The organism is Halomonas sp. ALS9 (genome assembly GCF_001651035.1).
Taxonomy (GTDB): domain Bacteria; phylum Pseudomonadota; class Gammaproteobacteria; order Pseudomonadales; family Halomonadaceae; genus Vreelandella.
The window spans coordinates 122,269-139,061 of the sequence record NZ_LXRG01000192.1; the positions used below are offsets into that span (position 1 = coordinate 122,269).

Here is a 16,793-nt window from a genome sequence, read left to right on the forward strand (position 1 = left end):
GGATCCTCCTTTATCCTTTAACAGAGCCACCGGTCAGGCCAGCCACAATGTATTTCTGGGCGGCGAGAAAGAAGATAACCGCCGGAATAATGGTCAAGGTCACGAAGGCCAGAATCATGTTCCACTGGGTCAGGTACTCGCCTTGGAACTGCATCATGCCCAGCGGCCAGGTGTAGATAGAGCGGTCGTTGAGCACCACCAGCGGCAGCAGAAAGTTATTCCAGCTCTGCACAAACACAAACACGCCCACGGTGGCCAGAATGGGGGTCGAGAGGGGCAGCGTGAACGACCAGAAGAAGCGCAGATAGCTGCACCCATCCACGTAGGCCGCTTCAAACAGCTCTTTGGGCAACTGGTCGAAGAAGGCCTTGAACAGCAGGATCGCCAGCGACAAACCAAACGCCGTCTGGGGCAGGATCACCGCCCAATAGGTATCCAGCAGGCCCAAATCGCGCACCTTGATAAACAGCGGCAGAATGGCCGCCGCGAAGGGAAACATCAGCCCTAGCAGTAGGTAGGAGAGGATCATCTTGGCGCCGAAAAAACGTATCTGCGAAAACACGTAAGCCGCAGCGGCCCCCACCACCAGGGTTAAGAACACCGTCATTAGCGAGATGAAAAACGAGTTCCCCAAGTAGCGCCAGAAATTGCCATCCAGCAGGATACCGATGTAATTGTCGGCAGCCCAACTGTCGGGCAGCCACAGCGGATTGGTACGCAGCTCGGCATTGCCCTTAAAGCCACCGAAGAACGCCGCCAGTAGCGGGCCGATCACAATACTGGCCACCACAATCAGGACGATCACCCGCAGCGTGTTTCGGGTAGTGATACTTTTCATGCCTTACTCCCCTTGGACGTGGTGCGTTGGTAGAAGAAGGCGATCCCGATAGCGAGCACGAACAGCACCACCGCAGCGGCGCTACCGAAGCCAATATTGAGCCGTGAGAGGCCGAAGCTGTAGAGGTAGGTGACGATGGTATGGGTCGAGTTGGACGGGCCACCGTTGGTCATGGGGATAATAATGTCGAAGATCTGCAGCGAGCCGATAATGGCAAAGAAACCACTGACGACGAGGGCGTGCTTAATCAGTGGAATTTGCACAAAGAGAGCGACTTGCCTGGGTTTTGCCCCTTCCAGCTTGGCAGCCTCGACAAGATCCTTGGGCACGCCCTGCAGGGCGGCAATATAGATCATCATATGGAAGCCAAAGTACTTCCAAACGATCACCGTCATAATCGCGGGGAACGCCCACTGGTGATCGGCCAGCACATACACCGACTCCTGCCCCATGGCATGCAACAACGAGCTGGTAATGCCGTAGTCACCGTCAAAAACGAAGCTCCAGATAAGCCCTGCAGCCACTTCGGCCAGGATATAGGGCAGGAAAAATACCAGCCGAAACAGGGTATTGGTGGGCGTTTTACGGTACACCATTAGCGCCAGCCCTAACGCCAAGGGCATCTGAATCAGTAGCGACACCAGGATCAGTTTGGCGGTATTCCACAGCGCGGTATGAAATACCGAGTGATCCAGCAGGCGCTGATAATTTTGCGCGCCGACAAAGTCACTGGGCGCGCCATAGCCATTCCAGGAAAAGCCACTGTAATGAACAGCATCCGCGAGCGGCAGAATGACAAACAGCGAAAACAGAATTAACGCCGGCGGCAGCAGGATCAGCAGCGCGGTGAATTTTCCGCTCACCAAGCCTTTCTTCACCCGGTCGGCATTTCCTCTTCGCGGCACGGTCGTTCGGTCAAGCGTGGTCATAGCAAACTCCGAGGCAGAGCAGAAAGAGCACGAACGCCTCGTTCGTGCTCGCCTAAGTGCGGATCATCTAAATTGCCAGGCTTCTTCGACCCGCTCGGCGGCCTCTTCCGGGGTAATAACGCCTTGCGCCAAGTCACCGCTGATATCGTTAATCGTCGCGCCAACGGATGTGCCCAGCGCTTGATCCAGAAACACCTGATGGAACTCGGATTCATCAAGTATCTCGGCAACGCGGCGGGCATAGGGGGTTTCAAGCGCTTCGGCGGAGCCCTCGGCGACCGGCACAAAGATGCCCGTCGCCGCCGCTTTCCGCTGATTCTCAGCGTTGAGTAGAAAGCGCAGGAACTCTACCGCTTCATCGGGCGCGTCGCGGGTGACCGCAAAACCGTTCATGCCGCCAAAACTTTGCGCGTTGCCCTCACCACCCGCGACTTCGGGGAAAGGAATAAACCGCAAGTCGTCATCCGGAACACCATCACCGCTCACCGAGCGCTGCTTGGAAGGGAGGTAGTCCCAGTCACCCATCACGTGGAAGGCAGCTTCCCCATCGCCAAACATGCCGCTGGCGCGCTCGTAGGAAGTAGCCATAAAGCCTGGCTGGAAAGGGTCAAGCTCAACCAGCGACTGCAGCATCTCGCCAGCGCGTACAAAGGGCTCGCCGTTAAAGCCACCGTTGTCACCGCTTTTGGCCGCTTCGATGCCCTCACCACCGGCTAGGCGGGTGACTAAAGAGCCCCAATAGAAGTGCAGCGGCCAGCCATCCTGACCACCGACTACCAGCGGGGTTATGCCCTCTTCCCGCAGCGCCACCACGGCGCTTTCAAAATCCTCCCAGGTCTTGATCGCTTGCACATCGACCCCCGCCTGCTCCGTCAGCGCGGTGTTCGCCCAGATACCCACCACCGTGGCGTAGAGCGGCGCGCCATAGACCCGATCATTCAGGGTGAAGGCGCGCACCGCTGACGCGGGGTAGATATCCTGCCAGCCATCGCGCATCGGCTCGGTCAAGTCGCGGACAAACCCGGCATCCACCTGATCGCGCAGCCCTTCTCCGCCCCAAGTGTAATAGATATCCGGGCGCTGGCTGGACTGCAGCATGGTGGGCAGGCGCGTTTTGTAAGCCTCGTTGGCAAGGTATTCAAACTCGACATTAATCTCGGGATTTTGCGCCTCAAACTCGGCAACCACTTCGTTGTAGTAGTCCTTTTCAGCGCTGCTGCTCTCAATTCTTAACACAGTCACCGTGGTGTCAGCCGCCGCGGCGACTGAACCCAAGGCAGCAGCAACCGCAACGGCGAGTGCTAAATGAAGTGGGCGTGAACAGGGCGCGTTGTAGTTGTTAGCTACCTGCATGATATTCTCCTAATATTATTTAAAAGTAAGCGGACTCACGCCCAGCCGGCGTCCACCGCCAACTCCTGGCCGGTGATGGCCTGGCTTTCGGCGCTGGCTAAAAACAGCACGGCGGGGGCAATATGCTGGGCTTCCAAGCGCATTTTTAGGCACTGGCGTTGTTGAATGGCGACTTCGTCCTCGGGACTAATCCATTTTTCGAGCTGGCGTTCGGTCATCACCGAACCGGGTACCAGAGTATTTACGCGGATGTTGTGCTCACCCAGTTCCCGGGCCAGGCTGCGGGTCAGGCCGTGGGCCGCCGCTTTGGCGGTGACATAAGCGGGTAACCCACCCAGCGCCATCTGCACGCTGACCGAGCCAAAATTGATAATCGATCCCCCGCCTGCCTCGATCATCTGTTCAGCCGCCGCCTGGGCGGCAAAGAACATCGGCCGCAGATTGAGCGACATACGTTCGTCCCAATAGGCCACATCCACCTCCCGCCAGTCGTGTCGGTCGTCGCTGGCGGCGTTGTTGACCAGCGTATGAATAGGCCCGACGTTTTGGCCGGTCTCGGCGATAACCCGCTGCAGGCTGGCCACATCGCGAATATCGCAGTGGTGATACAGCGGCGCCTTGCCGGTTTCGGCGCTCAATTCAGCGACCAGCGCCTCGCTGGCGGCGTCGTTGATATCAACAAACACCACCCGCGCGCCCTGATGATGAAAGGCACGGGTAAGCGCGGCACCAATGCCACTGCCACCGCCGGTAATAAAGACCACACGCTGCTCAAGGCTGGTATAGCGCGCTGAATGCTGATTCATAAGGTTTCCCACCTCTCTCTTTTGCGTGTTTGAACGGTGTTCTAGGAGCCTGTCCGGCTTGGCCGATCGTCGCGAGAAGCACGGATTTTGAGCCAAATTTATCGATCGATTGAGGCGAATAGCGCGCTATTTAACGAAATCGATCGAATAAAGTTGGCCAAAATACCGGGGGTCGCAGTAGATCAGTGTTAAGTCGGACAGGCTCCTAGACATCCACCCACTGCCCACCGGCAGCGGACGAAGCCAGCGCGCGGGTGATAAACCTCAGGCCGTCAACGCCGTCGGCCACCCCCGGCGTTGGCACGGCGAGCGCATCAACGTTTCCAGCGTTTTGATGGGCGCGGATTTGCACTGCGAAATCGCGGTATAGCAGGGCAAAGGCTTCGAGATAGCCTTCCGGATGCCCCGGGGGAATGCGCGCTGCGGCCATCGCAGCTTCACCTAGACCCGGGCCATTACGGGTTAAAATCCGTGACGGCTCGCCCAGCGGTGAGTGCACCAATTGGTTGGGGGATTCCTGGCGCCAAGAGAGACCACCCTGGCTGCCGTAAACACGTAGCTGCAGGCCGTTTTCGTTACCCGGTGCAACTTGGCTCGACCACAGCATGCCCCGTGCACCGCCTTTGAAGCGCAGCAGCATATGCACGTTGTCATCCAGCGCACGGCCGTCCACAAAGGTGTGCATATCGGCAGCGAGGGATTCGAGCTCCAACCCCGTCACATAGCGCGCCAGGTGATAGGCGTGGGTGCCGATATCACCCAAACAGCCCGCCGGGCCGCTGCGTTTGGGGTCGGTGCGCCACTCGGCTTGCTTGACGCCGCTCTCTTCCAGGCGGGTGGAGAGCCAATCTTGCGGGTACTCAACCTGCACGACGCGCAGTTCTCCAAGCTCTCCGTTGGCCACCATTTCTCGCGCCTGACGGATCAGCGAATAACCCGAGTAGTTGTGGGTTAAGCCAAAGAACAGCCCGCTGCGTTCCACCAGTTCGGCAAGGGTTTGCGCCTCTTCCAGGGTGATCGTCATCGGCTTATCGCAGATCACGTGAAAGCCTGCTTCAAGAAAGGTGCGTGCCACATCGAAGTGCACATGATTGGGGGTCACAATGGCGACTACATCGATGGCATCCGATCGCTTGCGCTCCGCTTCAGCCATGGTTTGGTAGTCGGGGTAGGCGCGATCTTCGGCGACGTGTAGTTCCGCCGCGGCAGCCCGGCTACGTTCTGGGTCAGAGGCAAAGGCCCCGGCGACCAGCTCGTAGTGGTCATCCAGCCGGGCGGCGATGCGGTGCACCCCGCCAATAAACGCGCCCTGGCCGCCGCCCACCATACCCAGGCGGAGCCGACGCGGGGTGTCGTGTTGAGTGCTCATGTCGTGTTGTCCTGTCGTCTAGTTGAGTCCCGTTCTTAAAGACCCAGAATGCGTCGATTGGCTGCCTCATCAGAGCCTCCGTCGGCGAAGTCATCAAATGCCCGCTCGGTGACCTCAATAATGTGGTCGCGGATAAAGGTCGCGCCTTCTCGGGCGCCGACTTCCGGGTGCTTTAGGCAGCACTCCCACTCCAGCACCGCCCAACCGTGGTAGTCGTTAGCCGCCATCCACGAGAAGATCGACTTGAAGTCGATTTGGCCATCGCCCAGGGAGCGGAAGCGTCCCGCGCGCTCCGTCCACGACTGATAGCCCGAGTAAACGCCCTGCTTGGGGCTGGGATTAAACTCCGCGTCTTTAACGTGGAACATTTGAATATGCTCGCGATAGACGTCCAGAAAGCCGCGGTAGTCGAGCTGCTGCAGAATCAGATGGCTGGGGTCGTAAAGGATGTGGCAGCGCGGGTGATTGCCGACCCGCTCGAGGAACATCTCAAAGGTGATGCCGTCGTGAAGGTCTTCGCCAGGATGAATCTCGTAGCAAAGATTCACGCCCGCTTCGTCAAAGGCGTCCAAAATCGGGCGCCAGCGATTCGCCAGTTCGTCGAAAGCGGTTTCGATCAATCCTGCCGGGCGCTGGGGCCAGGGGTAGACGTAGGGCCACGCCAGCGAGCCCGAAAAGGTGCCGTGGTCAGTAAGCCCGAGGTTTTGCGATGCCTTGGCGGCCAGCTTTAGTTGATCAACCGCCCAGGCCTGGCGCGCCTTGGGATTACCGCGCACTTCTGGGACTGCAAAACCATCGAACATCTCATCATAAGAGGGATGCACCGCCACCAACTGGCCCTGCAGGTGGGTGGAGAGCTCGGTGAGCGCCAAGCCGTGTTCGGCCAGGGTGCCCTTAATCTCATCGCAATACGTGGCGCTCTCGGCGGCACGTTTTAAATCGATCATGCGCGCATCCCAACTGGGGATCTGCACGCCCTGATAGCCAAGCCCCGCTGCCCAGGCAGCAATGCTGTCGAGGCTATTAAAAGGGGCTTCGTCACCGGCGAATTGGGCGAGAAAGAGCGCTGGCCCTTTGATTGTTTTCATAGGACTCTCTCAATATCGTTTGGATAAAGTGCTTGGGTAGGCGCGGGTAAGGAGTGGTGTTTTTACCCGCGCCTATTTATTAATACTTGTTATCAGCACGCGCTATCAGTAGCGCGATCAGACCGTGTTCAGAACGGCGAATCGGGGAAGTAGTACTGCTCGGCGTTCTCTTGGGTGATCAGCGGCGAGCCCAGAATGTACTCGCCCAGCACCGGGCCATTGGAGACAAAGTGCTGTACGGTCAGATCCATGGCGGTGGCGATCATGGCGGGCGGATATAACACGTCTACCGGCACCAGCTCGTCGCCGTCCATTACTCGCTTGATGATGTCCTTCATGCCTGCGCCGCCGACGATAAACAGCTCATCTTCACGATCCGCCTGGCGCACCGCCTCGATGACACCGAGGGCGATGTCGTCATCCTGGGCCCATACGGCGTCGATCTTGTCGAAGCGCGACAGGTAGTCCTGCATCACTTCAAAGCCATCGTCGCGATTCCAGTTGGCGTGCTGCATATCGAGGATATTGACGTCGGAGCCTTCGATGGCTTCCTGGAAGCCTTGCACCCGCTCGTCGTCAATCACGGTGGGAATACCGCGCAGCACCACAATGTCGCCTTCACCCTCCAGGCGTTCACGAATGTACTCACCGGACACGCGGCCTAACTCATGGTTGTTGCCCGCCACGTAGAGATCCTGAATGCCCTCTTCTGTCAGACCCCGATCCACCACGGTGACAAATACACCCGAGTCTTTCACACGGCGCACTGGATCCGTCAGTGGGCCAGACTCAAACGGCAGCACCACCAGCGCATCGATATTGCGCAGCGATACCAGGTCTTCCAGATCATTGGCCTGCTCACCGGCTGTACCCGCGGTGGAGATGGTGATTTCGATATCGGGATAGAGTGCTTCAAGGCGTTTTTTGGCCTCTTCGGCGTGGTAGTTAACCCCGCCCGTCCAGCCATGGGTGGCCGCGGGGATCGAAACCCCGATAGTGAACTCCTGGGCAACAGCGACGCTTGAAAACCCTACTGCTGTCGTGAGTGCTGCCGTGGCGGCAAAAGTCGCCACTGCTGTTTTGATGGTTGGCATGTTAATGCTCCTTTCGTGTTTGTATTTGTTATGTTGCCGTCGCTTGTATGGGTTGATTACTGCACTGGCCTCCTTTGCCCCTATGGCGCTGTTTTCCTCCACGAGGCGCGCTGCAAGTAGACCGCCACAATGATGATGATCCCCTGCACCGTTCCGTTGAGATAATTAGAAATGGCATCGGTCAAATTGAGAATATTGCCGATCATGGTGAGCATGATGGCGCCCACCACCGTGCCCCAGATGCGCCCATGGCCGCCCTTAAGCATGGTGCCGCCGATGATCACCGCGGCAATCGCCTCCAACTCCCAGAGCACCCCGGTAGCCCCTGAGGCAGAGCCCAGCCGGGGCACATAAATAATCGTCGCCAGGGCCACGCACACGCCTTGCAGCATGTAGGTCATGGTCTTGATACGATCCACATGAATGGCGCTGTATTCGGCGACTTTTTCATTGGAGCCGATGGCAAAGCAGTAGCGTCCGAAGCGGGTGTAGTTGAGCAGGATGTAGCCAATAACGGCGACCGCCAGAAATACCCACACCGGAATGGTGATGCCCAGGAAGCTGCCGTAATACACCGGCCGATAGATATCGCGCACCGCCCAATCCAGGGTTAGGGTGCCGCCATCGGCCAGATAAGTGACCAGAGAGCGGTAAATCCCCATGGTGCCCAGGGTGACAATAAAGGCTTCGATTTTGCCTTTGGTGGTGACCATGCCGTTGATAAAGCCAGCGCACAGCCCGAGCAGCAGTGAGGCGCCCACGCCGAACAGCACGGTGGTCAGCCCTGCGCCAAACTGCTCGACAAGGCTGTTCATCAGAATGATCATCACCCCGGCGATAAAGGCCGCCATTGCCCCTACCGAAAGATCCAACCCACCGGCGGTAATCACAAAGGTAGCGCCGATGGCGATAATGCCGATAAAGGCGCTGCGGGTGAGCATATTCGAGAGGTTATCCAGCCCCAAAAAGGCCGGGTTGATCAGCACCCCCAGTAGCGCCAGCACCAGCAATGCGATGAAAGGCCCCCAGGTTTTGAGGTCTATGGAGAAACCCTTTTGCTGGGTGGTTGTGGTAGCTGCTTTATTAGTCGTTTTGTTATTAGCCATAACGCTGCTCATCGACCCCTACTCCCTTAATGCCGGATGCGTACTGCATGATTTCGTGCTCATTAATCTGCTCGCCTTCAAGCATCCCAGTGAGTACGCCTGCGCACATCACCGCTACCCGGTGGGAAAGCCCAATCAGCTCGCCCATCTCTGAAGAGATCAAGATGACCGAGCAGCCCGTTTCGGTTAATTCATGGATAAAGTGATAGATCTGGTGCTTGGTACCCACATCGATACCCCGGGTCGGCTCGTTGATAATCACGACTTCAGGGTCGATGGACATTACCTTAGCAAGCAGCAGCTTCTGCTGGTTGCCGCCGGAGAGCTCGGCGGCAGTGCGCGCCGCCGTACGCAGGCGGATATCAAAACGCTGAATGGCCTGCTGGTAGGCTTGCTCTTCGCGGCGGCGGTCAATCAGCGGGTGACAGTGAGCGCGTAAATTGAGCAGGGTAACGTTGGAGCGCAGATCCATATTGAGCACCAGACCTTTGCCTTTACGGTCTTCCGTTAAGTAGGCAATTCGCTGGTGCACTGCATCGCGCAAATTTTTCAACAGCACCGGCTGGCCGTTGCGTAGCACTTGGCCAGCACTTTTACCTCGCAAGCCCAGCACTGCTTCGATCAGCGCAGTGCGCCCGGCGCCCACTACCCCGCCAAAACCAAGCACCTCGCCACGCCGCAGAGTAAAGCTGGCCTGCTTAACCGCGCCTGGCACCACCATGTCCCGCGCTTCCAGCACCACCGGCGCATCGGCTGCCAAATGCATACGCGGCGGATACATCTCGTGAATTTCCCGGCCCACCATCAGCCGCGCCAGCTCCTCTTTACTGCGCCCGGCCATTGGGCCGCTGTCTACCAAGTGGCCGTCGCGCAGTACCGTCACGCGGTCGGCGATCTTCTCAATTTCGCGCAGCTTGTGGGAGATATATAGAATCGCCACGCCCCGCTGACGCAGGCGGGCAATCAGCTCGAACAGTACCTTTACTTCTTTTTCGGTCAGGGTGGCGGTGGGCTCATCCATGATCAGCACGCGCACATCGCGGGTAATCGCCTTGGCAATTTCCACCATCTGCTGGTCAGAGGTGCTTAAGTCCTTCACTCTTGCGCGTGGGTCAACGTGGGTTTCAAGCTCCTCCAGCGCCGCCCGGCTTTGTTCCCGCATGGCGCGTCGATCCAAAAACGGCCCACGGCGCAGTTCGCGGCCCAAGAAGATGTTCTCTTCCGCACTCAGTTGTTCTGCCAACGCCAGTTCCTGGTGAATCATGACCACACCGTCGGCCTCTGCCTCGCCGCTGGAGCGGTAGCGCTGTTGCTTACCGTCGAGTAACACCTCGCCAGAGGTAGGACGAAGATACCCAGCAAGGATTTTAACCAGGGTCGATTTACCGGCGCCGTTCTCACCCAGCAGAGCGTGTACTTCCCCCGCCTGCAGGTCGAGATCAACATCGAATAGCACTTGGTTTTCGCCAAACGAGCGGCACAGCTTGCGCGCTGATAACAGCATGGGGCCACCTGATAATGTCTGTTGTTATTGTGTTGGAGGCTTATCAGCATCGATTGCGTTAGGATGATGCTTGATTTACTTTAGGCGCTAAAATAAATACTTGCATATGCAACTTAGGTCGTATTTTGACAATCGCGCTAACGCCCCAGGATGTGTGCGCTAGACAATTGGCATGACAGCCTTTTTCAATACGAACTATAACGGCGACCCTATGGCCCTTCCGTCGACTGATACCAGCCGCCTCGACAACACCCTGGCGGTAATCCGCACTCTGCGTGACCAAGGACCGGTGGCACGCATCGACCTGGGGGCACTCAATGGCATTAGCTCTGCCACCGTCACCTCGATCAGCGCCGAGTTACTCCAGCAGGGGTTGATCACTGAACGCCCACCCGAAGCCCCCCGTCCTAGCGGGCGTGGTCGACCAAAAACCTTGATTGAACTCGACCCCAACGCCGCCTGTGTGGTGTGCATCAAGCTGTCGATCAATGAGATCCAACTGGTGGTGGGCGATTTTTCGGGGCAGGTACGCCACAGCGAGCACCATACGGTGCCCACCTTGGCGTTGAGTGCCAACGACCTGGAAATACTGCTGGAAGAGAAGATCAGCGCTATTTGCACTCAACAGTTGACGGGGTTTCAACGCCTGGCGGGGATCTGTTTGGCGGTGCAGGGGGTGGTGTCGTCGCAAAGCGGTACGATTATCTGGTCTCCCGCGTTGAGCTTTCGTAACGCACCGATATCGGCGCGATTAGCGGAACGATTTCACTGCAGCGTGCTGCTCGAGAACGATGCCAACTGTATTGCCAGCGTACTCGCAGCACAGCCCGCCTACGCTGACTGCCCCAATCTGGTGGTCATTATGTTGGGCTACGGCATCGGCATGTCGGTGTTGATTAACGGCGTGCCTTATCTCGGCGCCAATGGCTCCGCGGCCGAGTTTGGGCATAGCAAATATCAGCCCGACGGCGCCCTTTGCGCCTGCGGGCGGCGGGGTTGTATCGAAGCCTACGCCAGCGACTACGCACTCTATCGCGCCGCCGCCAACCATCTAGAGCTCCCCTCCGGCGACAGCGCACACCCCTCCGAGCAGCAGATGCAAGCGCTAACCCAGCTGGCGTTACAAGGCGACCCGGTAGCTCAGGGAATCTACGCCGAGGCGGGTCGCGCCTTGGGCGTCGGTATCGCCAATGTGCTGGCGCTGTTCAACCCCGACCTGGTGCTGATTACCGGCTCCGGCGTGCGCGGCTTTGACGCCATACGGGGTGCCATGTACAGCACCCTTGATGAAGCTTTGGTGGCTGAACTGAAGGGCACCACCCGCATCGAAAGCTGTGCCTGGGATCGCGACATGACCTGCATGGGCGGTATCGCCATGGCGCTGAATGCTACCGATGGCGAGACACTGTTAAATAGCCAAACCGTCCAAGAAGCCTAGGCCAGCCGATTAATAGCAGCGGAGGCCTGGCAGGGTGTTCAAGCAGTTAAGCATCGCATCGTCAATCGTGATAAACCACGCTGCGCCCCCCATCAATCGTTATGCAGCTGGCGTTGATAAAGGGCGCCTCATCTGAAGCAAGAAAGACGGCGGTCATGGCCACTTCCTCGGGTTTGCCTAACCGACCAGGCGGCAGCAGTGCTTCGATGCGGGCCTTTGCCGCTGTGGGGTCATCGAAGGTCTGCCAATGCGCCTCTACCGCCGGGGTGGAAATATAGCCTGGCGCGATGGCATTAACCCGCACGCCGCGAGAGGCATATTCGATACCGAGTGCCCGAGTCAAACCGATCAAGCCGTGCTTAGCGACCGGGTAGGGAAAACAGCCGGGAATAATTGAGAAGCTGTGGGTGGAGGCAATATTAACAATGGCACCACCGCCCTGCTCCAGCAAATCAGGCATTACCGCCCGGCTGCAGTACCAGGCGCCTTCCAAATCCACCGATAGGCAACGCTGCCAAGCCTCATCCGGCATGGCAAGTGGCTCATAGAAAACATTCATCCCGGCGTTATTGATCAGGGTAGTTAAGGGCCCGGAGAGCTTACGAGCCCTTGCTACGGCGGCTTCCACCGCATATCGGTCAGCAATGTCAGCCACTACCGCTTGCGCCTGATGACCCTCTCCACGTAGCTGTGCCGCCAGCTGTTCAACGCTATCGCCTTCTCTATCCAGCAAGGCAACCTTGGCACCCTCACGAACGCAGGCTTCGGCAATGGCACGGCCAATACCGGTGGCGGCGCCGGTCACCAGGATATGCTTGTCAGCCAGTCTGGCGGTCATCGCGCCTCCTTTACACTTAATCAGTGCGAATGACGCGGCACATCAGCGCCTCGACAGCCAACCAGAAAGTCAAAATCACAGCCCTCATCGGCTTGCAGCACGCGCTCGATATACAGCTGACGGTAGCCGCCCTGGCTGGCGATCAGCGTCGAGGCGGCGGTGGGATCGCTCTCGGCTAGCCGCGAGGCGAGTTCTTCATCGCTAATATCCAGGTGCAGTCGGCCACTTGCGCAGTCGAGCTCTATCCAGTCGCCGTTGCGTACCGCGGCCAACGGGCCGCCCGCAGCGGCTTCAGGGGCCACGTGCAGCACCACCGTGCCATACGCAGTGCCGCTCATGCGGGCATCAGAGATGCGCACCATATCGGTAATCCCCTGGGCGAGGATCTTGGGCGGCAGGCCCATATTGCCGACTTCCGCCATGCCGTGATAGCCCCGCGGGCCGCAGTGTTTCATGACCAGGATGTCGTTGGCTTCAACGTCCAAATCCGGGTCGTTGATACGCGCCTTGTAGTCGTCAAAATCTTCGAACACTACCGCGCGGCCGCGGTGCTGCATCAGCTCGGCGGTCGCCGCCGAGGGCTTGAGCACCGCGCCGTTGGGGGCCAGGTTGCCGCGCACCACGCAGATACCGCCGTCCGCGGTGAGCGGGCTATCCAGCGGGCGGATGACCTCGTCGTTATACAGCGGTGCGTCCTTAACGTTCTCCCAAAGTGTTTTGCCGTTCACTGTTAAGGCATCTTTGAACGGCAGGCGATCCGCTTCGCCCAAGCGCTTAAGTACCGCGGGCAATCCCCCGGCGTAGTAGAACTCCTCCATAAGAAAGCGCCCGGAGGGCTGCAGGTCGACCACCGTCGGGGTGCCGCGCCCGACCCGGCTCCAGTCGTCCAGGGTGAGATCCACACCGATGCGACCGGCAATCGCCTTGAGGTGAATCACCGCGTTGGTAGAGCCGCCAATCGCCGCATTGGTGCGGATGGCGTTGTCGAAGGCTTCCTTGGTGAGGATTTTGGAGAGCCGCAGATCTTCGTCGACCATCTCGACGATGCGGTTGCCGGAAAGATGCGCCAGTACGTAGCGGCGGGAATCCACCGCCGGAATCGCGGCGTTATGCGGCAGAGAGGTGCCCAGGGATTCGGCCATACAGGCCATGGTGGAGGCGGTGCCCATGGTGTTGCAGGTACCCGCGGAGCGGGACATGCCAGCTTCCGCGGCCATAAAGTCGTGGAGGGATATTTCCCCCGCCTTGACCTGCTCGGAGAGCTTCCACACAACGGTGCCGGAACCGATATCCTTGCCCTTGTGCTTGCCGTTGAGCATTGGCCCGCCGGTCACCACGATGGTGGGGATATCGCAGCTCGCCGCGCCCATCAGCAGCGCTGGGGTGGTTTTGTCGCAGCCTACCAGCAGCACCACCGCATCAATCGGGTTGCCACGAATGGCTTCTTCCACGTCCATGCTCGCCAGATTGCGGGTAAACATGGCGGTGGGGCGCAGGTTGGATTCACCGTTGGAGAACACCGGAAACTCGACCGGGTAGCCGCCCGCTTCCAGCACGCCCTGCTTCACGTGCTCCGCCAGCTTGCGGAAGTGGGCATTGCAGGGGGTCAGCTCCGACCAGGTATTACAGATACCGATAATCGGCTTGCCCTGGAACTCATGGTCGGGGATGCCTTGGTTTTTCATCCAGCTGCGGTACATAAAACCGTTCTTATCGGCGGTGCCGAACCACTGGGCAGAGCGTAATGAGCGCTGACGATCGGACATAACAAAGCCTCCGTACAAACCGGGAAGAAGTAACAAACCAATAAAGGGGGTAACGGTTTAGGCGTCAGGCCCGCTGACGGCGGGTATGCTTCCAGCGGTCAAACATCACCGCCAACAGCAGAATCGCACCACGCACCAGGTACTGATAGAAGGTAGGCACGTTAAGCAGCCCCATGGCATTCTGCACACAGCCCATAATCAGTACACCAACTACCACACCGGTAATCGTGGCGACACCGCCGGAAAGCGCTACGCCGCCCAGCACGCAGGCGGAAATAACCGCCAGCTCCAGACCCATGGAGGTATTGGGATCACCCAGCCCCATGCGCGATGCCAGCAATACACCGACCACACCCGCGACGACGCCCTGGAGGCCGAAGACAATAATTTTCAGGCGGCGGACGTTAACCCCCGCCAGCGCGGCGGCTTCGGCGTTACCGCCGGTGGCCAGCACATTACGGCCAAAAGCGGTCATGTTGAGGATTACACCAAAGATCACAAAGCAGGCCAGCATGGTCCATACCGGCAGCGTCAAGCCCAGAAAGGAGGCGCTGCCCAGCTCAAAGAAGCCCGGCACGGTAATCATCACGGCGTCGCCGCCGGAGGTGATATAGGCCAACCCGCGTACAAACTCCATGGCCGCCAGGGTCGCAATCAGCGCGTTAATACCGAACCGGGCAATCACTATTCCATTGAAAACACCTACAGCGCCCCCGGCAACAATCCCACCGATTACGCCGATAAACACGCTACCCGTGCTGGAGGTCACCACCGCGGCGACCACACCCGCAAAAGCCACCGTAGAGGCCACTGAGAGATCCACCTCGCCCAACGCCAATACCAGCATCATGGTGGCGGCGAGACTGCCAATCAGGGTGATCGAGAGCAGTAGCCCGACCATATTGCGCCCGGTCAGAAACCCGGGAATAAATATCGCCAGGGCGATAAACAGCAGCAAAAAAATCGCAATCATGCCCGACGTATCGAGTAGGGTACGCAGCGGTTTGGCAAGCCCCTGGCGCCCCTTGGGGCGTGCAGGCGCATCCCCTTGGGTTACATTGTTAGTTGTCATGATGTTTTTCCTGAACATGTGTCCTGAACGCGTGTTCTAAAGAACTTATCGCAGCAAAAAAATTAGGCAGGCAGCGCCAGCCCCAGCAGGCGTTCCGGGGTAGCCGACTCCCGCGGCACCACATCCACCAGCTCGCCGTCACGCATCACGGCGATGCGGTCGCAAATGGAGCTGACTTCGGCAATGTCGCTGGAGATCACCACCACGCTTTTGCCCTGGTCGGCCAGGTCGTAAAGCAGCGAGTAAATATCCCGCCGCGCGCCCACATCGATCCCCCGGGTCGGCTCGTCCATAACGAACAGATCAATCTCTTCGGCAAGCCAGCGGGCCAGAATCACCTTCTGCTGATTGCCCCCTGAGAGTTTGCCGATGGGTGATCGCGGGCCCGGTGTTTTGATGCTGAGCTGCTGGATATAGGATTCGGCGTTGCGCCGTTCACGGCCGGGGTGACGAAAAAGCCCCCAGCGTTTGAAAAAGCGCCGACAGCTGATATTGAGGTTGTCGGCGACGCTGGCCACCGGGAAGATCCCCTGGGATTTGCGATCTTCCGGGCACATGGCAATCCCGGCACGAATTGCCTCGCCGGGACTTTTGAAACGCCGCGACTCACCGTTAAACGTCACGCTGCCCGCTTTGGGCGACTCGACCCCGCACACCAGCCGCAGCAGCTCGCTGCGCCCGGCACCCACCAAACCAAACAGCCCAAATACTTCGCCACGCTTGACGGAAAAACTCACCGGCGCCTTTAAGCCACGTCCCTCGATGCCTTCCACGTTCAACACCACCTCGCCATGTTCCCGAGCGCGATAGCCGTATACGTCGTTGATATCGCGGCCTACCATTTCACTCACCAACAGGTCGTTATTCAGCGTCGACATATCCTCGTGGGTGCGAATATGCTTGCCATCGCGGAAGATGGTGACCGCATCGCACATCTCAAACACCTCCTCCATGCGATGGGTCACGTAGAGCACGACTCGCCCTTCATCGCGCAGCCGTTGAACGATGCGCTTGAGTTGGCGGGTCTCCTGAATCGAAAGGCTACTGGTAGGTTCATCAAAGGCGATCACCTTGGCGTCCCTCAGCAGCGCCCGACCAATTTCAATCATCTGCTGCTGGCCGATGGAGAGCTCGCGCACCTTGGTCGAGGGATGGATGTCGCCCTCACCGAGATCGGCCAGAATCGCCATGGCTTTTTCTTTCAACTGGCGACGGTTAATAAAGCCTCGCCGCGACGGTAGCTGACCTAGCAGCAGGTTTTCGGCCACCGACATATTGGGTGAGAGCGTTAACTCCTGGTAGATAATCGCGATCCCTTCGCGCAGCGCCTCCCTGGCATTACTGAACACATGGCGCTGACCATCGAGCCATAGCGCGCCTTCCTCCACGCGATTAACGCCGCTCAGCACCTTGAGCAGGGTGGATTTACCTGCGCCGTTCTCGCCCATTAGGGCATGCACTTCCCCAGCGTGAGCGGAAAAGCTCACCCCATCCAACGCACGCACGCCGGGGAAGACAACGCTGATCGCATCGAAACGTAGATAAGCATCAGACATACGTGAGCACTCCTGCTAATCGCTTGTTACCGGTTC

General features: G+C 58.7%; 14 protein-coding genes. 1 reads left to right on the plus strand and 13 read right to left on the minus strand.

The genetic code is table 11. The features are described 5' to 3' along the window. Positions 1 to 10: 10 nt before the first annotated feature. The 9 genes from A6R74_RS14500 to A6R74_RS14540 all read right to left on the minus strand — a co-directional run bounded on the left by A6R74_RS14500 (position 11) and on the right by A6R74_RS14540 (position 10,087). Positions 11 to 838 carry a carbohydrate ABC transporter permease gene (locus A6R74_RS14500; RefSeq protein WP_064235193.1) on the minus strand — a complete coding sequence of 276 codons (828 nt, stop codon included), beginning with the start codon at positions 836 to 838 and terminating at the stop codon, positions 11 to 13. Continuing rightward, on the minus strand, positions 835 to 1,767 hold the full coding sequence (locus A6R74_RS14505) for a carbohydrate ABC transporter permease (RefSeq protein ID WP_064235194.1): 933 nt from the start codon (positions 1,765 to 1,767) through the stop codon (positions 835 to 837). The genes A6R74_RS14500 and A6R74_RS14505 overlap by 4 nt, the downstream gene beginning before the upstream one ends. A 63-nt stretch (positions 1,768 to 1,830) precedes the next feature. After that, positions 1,831 to 3,120: an ABC transporter substrate-binding protein gene (locus A6R74_RS14510; RefSeq protein WP_064235195.1), complete on the minus strand. Its 1,290-nt coding sequence runs from the start codon at positions 3,118 to 3,120 to the stop codon at positions 1,831 to 1,833. A 35-nt stretch (positions 3,121 to 3,155) separates the two neighbouring features. Beyond that, positions 3,156 to 3,926: an SDR family NAD(P)-dependent oxidoreductase gene (locus A6R74_RS14515; RefSeq protein ID WP_064235196.1), complete on the minus strand. Its 771-nt coding sequence runs from the start codon at positions 3,924 to 3,926 to the stop codon at positions 3,156 to 3,158. 205 nt (positions 3,927 to 4,131) lie between these two features. Continuing rightward, entirely contained in the window at positions 4,132 to 5,295 is a 1,164-nt protein-coding gene (locus A6R74_RS14520; RefSeq protein WP_064235197.1) for a Gfo/Idh/MocA family protein, read from the minus strand. 35 nt (positions 5,296 to 5,330) lie between these two features. After that, a complete protein-coding gene (locus tag A6R74_RS14525; protein ID WP_064235198.1) occupies positions 5,331 to 6,383 on the minus strand; it encodes a sugar phosphate isomerase/epimerase family protein in 1,053 nt (350 codons plus the stop codon). 128 nt (positions 6,384 to 6,511) lie between these two features. After that, the gene (locus A6R74_RS14530; protein WP_064235199.1) at positions 6,512 to 7,477 is read right to left on the minus strand and encodes an ABC transporter substrate-binding protein; all 966 of its coding nucleotides are present in this window, start codon (positions 7,475 to 7,477) and stop codon (positions 6,512 to 6,514) included. An 80-nt stretch (positions 7,478 to 7,557) separates the two neighbouring features. Then, complete coding sequence (locus A6R74_RS14535) at positions 7,558 to 8,583, minus strand: ABC transporter permease (protein WP_240488238.1); 1,026 nt, start codon at positions 8,581 to 8,583, stop codon at positions 7,558 to 7,560. Then, positions 8,576 to 10,087, minus strand: a complete 1,512-nt coding sequence (locus A6R74_RS14540) for a sugar ABC transporter ATP-binding protein (RefSeq protein WP_064235201.1) — start codon at positions 10,085 to 10,087, stop codon at positions 8,576 to 8,578. The genes A6R74_RS14535 and A6R74_RS14540 overlap by 8 nt, the downstream gene beginning before the upstream one ends. 211 nt (positions 10,088 to 10,298) lie before the next feature. Here A6R74_RS14540 and A6R74_RS14545 point away from each other — a divergent pair, with 211 nt between their 5' ends. Then, positions 10,299 to 11,525 (plus strand): ROK family transcriptional regulator, encoded by a 1,227-nt coding sequence (locus A6R74_RS14545; protein WP_064235762.1) that lies wholly within the window; start codon positions 10,299 to 10,301, stop codon positions 11,523 to 11,525. A gap of 61 nt (positions 11,526 to 11,586) precedes the next feature. Here A6R74_RS14545 and A6R74_RS14550 read toward each other — a convergent pair whose 3' ends face one another. The 4 genes from A6R74_RS14550 to araG all read right to left on the minus strand — a co-directional run bounded on the left by A6R74_RS14550 (position 11,587) and on the right by araG (position 16,757). Beyond that, positions 11,587 to 12,363 (minus strand): SDR family oxidoreductase, encoded by a 777-nt coding sequence (locus tag A6R74_RS14550; RefSeq protein ID WP_064235202.1) that lies wholly within the window; start codon positions 12,361 to 12,363, stop codon positions 11,587 to 11,589. A 20-nt stretch (positions 12,364 to 12,383) separates the two neighbouring features. Continuing rightward, on the minus strand, positions 12,384 to 14,129 hold the full coding sequence (locus A6R74_RS14555; protein ID WP_064235203.1) for an IlvD/Edd family dehydratase: 1,746 nt from the start codon (positions 14,127 to 14,129) through the stop codon (positions 12,384 to 12,386). 64 nt (positions 14,130 to 14,193) lie between these two features. Then, the gene (gene araH / locus A6R74_RS14560; protein ID WP_040480005.1) at positions 14,194 to 15,201 is read right to left on the minus strand and encodes an L-arabinose ABC transporter permease AraH; all 1,008 of its coding nucleotides are present in this window, start codon (positions 15,199 to 15,201) and stop codon (positions 14,194 to 14,196) included. A gap of 62 nt (positions 15,202 to 15,263) precedes the next feature. Next, complete coding sequence (gene araG, locus A6R74_RS14565) at positions 15,264 to 16,757, minus strand: L-arabinose ABC transporter ATP-binding protein AraG (RefSeq protein WP_064235204.1); 1,494 nt, start codon at positions 16,755 to 16,757, stop codon at positions 15,264 to 15,266. Positions 16,758 to 16,793 lie beyond the last annotated feature (36 nt).